Annotated in this window: 3 protein-coding genes; all 3 read left to right on the forward strand. The window is 74.2% G+C overall.

Annotated features, from left to right (window positions below):
• On the forward strand, window positions 1-835 hold an 835-nt coding region (locus ACFV0G_RS27420), incomplete at its 5' end, for an ABC transporter permease (protein WP_380553438.1).
• Window positions 823-1,647, forward strand: a complete 825-nt coding sequence (locus ACFV0G_RS27425; RefSeq protein WP_380553441.1) for an ABC transporter permease — start codon at window positions 823-825, stop codon at window positions 1,645-1,647. The genes ACFV0G_RS27420 and ACFV0G_RS27425, both read left to right, overlap by 13 nt.
• A 13-nt stretch (window positions 1,648-1,660) precedes the next feature.
• Window positions 1,661-2,731 carry an ABC transporter ATP-binding protein gene (locus ACFV0G_RS27430; RefSeq protein WP_380553444.1) on the forward strand — a complete coding sequence of 357 codons (1,071 nt, stop codon included), beginning with the start codon at window positions 1,661-1,663 and terminating at the stop codon, window positions 2,729-2,731.
• Window positions 2,732-2,805: the final 74 nt, after the last annotated feature.

The raw sequence follows: 2,805 nt of genomic DNA on the forward strand, positions 1-2,805 counted from the left end.
GGGCCCCTGGGCGGCCGCCGTCCCGCTGCTCGCGTTCTGCGCGATCGGCTTCGGCCTGCCGGCGATCGCCATCCTCACCGGGGCGTTCACGCTCTCCTCGGACGCCGAGCACGGCGCCGGCTCGTTCACCACCGCCAACCTCACCGACTCGGTGCAGGGCGCCTACTGGACGGCCCTGGTGAGCAGCGTCAAGCTGTCCGCGCTGACCGCCCTGGTCGGCACCCTGGTCGGCGTCCCGCTCGCCCAGGCCGTGGTCACCTCGCGCTTCCGGATCGTCCGGGAGGCGGTGCTGACCGCCTCGGGCGTGCTCGCCAACTTCGGCGGCCTGCCGCTCGCCTTCGCCTTCGTCGCCACCCTCGGCAACGCCGGCGAGGTGACCAAGCTGTTCCACCTCACCGATCACGGCTGGTCGCTCTACAGCTTCACCGGCCTGGCGGTGGCCTACCTGTACTTCCTGGTGCCGCTGATGGTGCTCACCATCACCCCGGCCCTGGACGGCCTGCGCCGCCAGTGGCGCGAGGCGGCCGCCAACAACCGGGCCACCGCGCTGCAGTACTGGCGGCACGTCGCCCTGCCGATCCTGCTGCCCTCGCTGCTCGGCGGGTACGTGCTGCTGTTCGGCAGCGCCTTCGCCGCGTACGCCACCGCCTCGGCCATGGTCGGCGCCACCGTGCCGCTGATCAGCCGCCAGATCGCCGACGCGCTCTCGGGCAACGTGCTGGTCGGCCAGGGCAACCTGGCGCTCGCCCTCAGCCTCGACATGATCGTGGTCGCCGTCCTGGTGATGGCCGTCTACCTGCCCCTGCAGCGCCGGAGTGCCCGATGGCTCAGCTGATCTCCCGACTCCGGCTGTGGCGCGGCGCCGTGCTGCTGGTCGCCGGCGTGTACTTCCTGGTCCCGATGGCCGCCTCGGTCTGGTTCTCGATCGACAGCCCCGGCGGGATCGACTTCTCCGCGTACACCGGCCTGCTGGGCGCACCCGGCTTCACCGACGCCCTGGTGCTCACCCTGGAACTGGCCGCGGTCACCGTGGTGGTGCTGCTCGCCCTGCTCGTCCCGGCGCTGATCGCCGCCCGGCTCGGCTCGGCCCGGCTGCGCGCGGTGCTGGAGGTCGTCTGCACGCTGCCGCTGGTGGTGCCGCCGGTGGCGCTCACCGCCGGGCTGATCGGCGTGCTGCGCTGGGGCCCGGACCACCTGATGGACACGCCGTTCTTCCAGACCATCGTGTTCATCCAGCGGCCCGAGTTCCCGATCGTGCTGGTCATCGCCTACGTGCTGATGTCGCTGCCGCTGGCGTACCGGGCGCTGGACTCCGGGCTGCGCGCGGTCGACGTGCGCACGCTCGTCGAGGCCGCCCGCAACTGCGGGGCGAGCTGGCCGCGCGCGGTCGTCACGGTCGTCCTGCCCAACCTGCGCGGCGCGCTGCTGAACGCCGCCTTCCTGACCCTGGCGCTGGTGCTCGGCGAGTTCACCGCGGCGTCCATCCTCGGGTACCAGCCCTTCGCGGTCTGGGTGTACTCGGTCGGCAACAGCCAGGGCCAGATGTCCGTCGCGGTGTCCGTGCTCAGCCTGCTGATCACCTGGGTGCTGCTCCTCATGCTCGCCGCCGCCGGCCGCGAGCGCCGCCCCGCACCCGCCGCTTCCTGACCCGGAGACCCCCATGAGCACCGCCACCCTGTCCGCCGCCACGCACGTGGGCGGCGCCACCGTCGAGTTCCGCGGCCTGCGCCGCAGCTTCGGGGCGACCACCGCGCTGGACGGCCTCGACCTGACCGTGCAGCCCGGCGAACTCCTCGCCCTGCTCGGCCCGTCCGGCTGCGGCAAGACCACCGCCCTGCGGATCCTGGCCGGCTTCGAGACGCACGACGCGGGCGAGGTCCTGGTCGACGGCGCACCGATCACCCGGATCCCGGCGCACCGCCGCGACGCCGGCATGGTCTTCCAGTCGTACAGCCTCTTCCCGCACCTGACCGCCGCCGACAACGTCGCCTTCGGCCTGCGGATGCGCGGCACCGGCAAGGCCGAGCGCCGCGCCCGGGCCCAGGAGCTCCTGGAGCTGGTCGGCCTGCCGCAGCACGCCGGCCGGTACCCGCACCAGCTCTCCGGCGGCCAGCAGCAGCGGATCGCGCTGGCCCGCGCGCTGGCCCTCAAGCCGCGGGCGCTGCTGCTCGACGAGCCGCTGTCCGCCCTGGACGCGAAGGTCCGGCTCAGCCTGCGCGAGGAGATCCGCCGCCTCCAGCAGGAGCTCGGCATCACCACCCTGTTCGTCACCCACGACCAGGAGGAGGCGCTGTCGATGGCCGACCGGGTCGCGGTGCTGCGGGCCGGCCGCCTGGAGCAGTGCGCCGCCCCGGCCGAGCTGTACGCCCGGCCGGCGACCGCCTTCGTCGCCGAGTTCGTCGGCACGATGAGCCGGATCCCAGCGGAGCGGGCCGGCGACGGCGTCGCGGTGCTCGGCCGCCGGCACGCCGTGGACGGCGCCCTGCCCTCCGACGGCCCGCTGGACGTGCTGGTCCGCCCGGAGAACGTGCACCTCACCCCGGCCGCGGACGGCACCGCACTGGTCGTCGCCGCCTCCTTCCTCGGTGCGGTGACCCGCCTCACCGTCCGGCTGGCCGACGGCACCGAGGTCAAGGCCGACCTGCCGACCGAGGCCGCGTCCGCGCTGCCGCCCGGCGGCCGCGCCGACCTCTTGCTCCCCGACCGCCCGGTCCTCGTCGACCGTCGGTAGGCTCCCTCGTTCGGATCCGCGTACGCCGCGGTCCGGCTGACTCCGGCCGTCCCCGGGCGGGCAACGTGCCCGGG

Origin of the sequence: Kitasatospora sp. NPDC059571, from assembly GCF_042735675.1 — a bacterium.
Lineage (GTDB): Bacteria > Actinomycetota > Actinomycetes > Streptomycetales > Streptomycetaceae > Kitasatospora.

Bases quoted from the DNA above. Each gene is read 5' to 3' on its own strand.
- ACFV0G_RS27425 (WP_380553441.1), top strand. From the start codon at position 823: ATGGCTCAGCTGATCTCCCGACTCCGGCTGTGGCGCGGCGCCGTGCTG.
- ACFV0G_RS27430 (WP_380553444.1), top strand. From the start codon at position 1,661: ATGAGCACCGCCACCCTGTCCGCCGCCACGCACGTGGGCGGCGCCACC.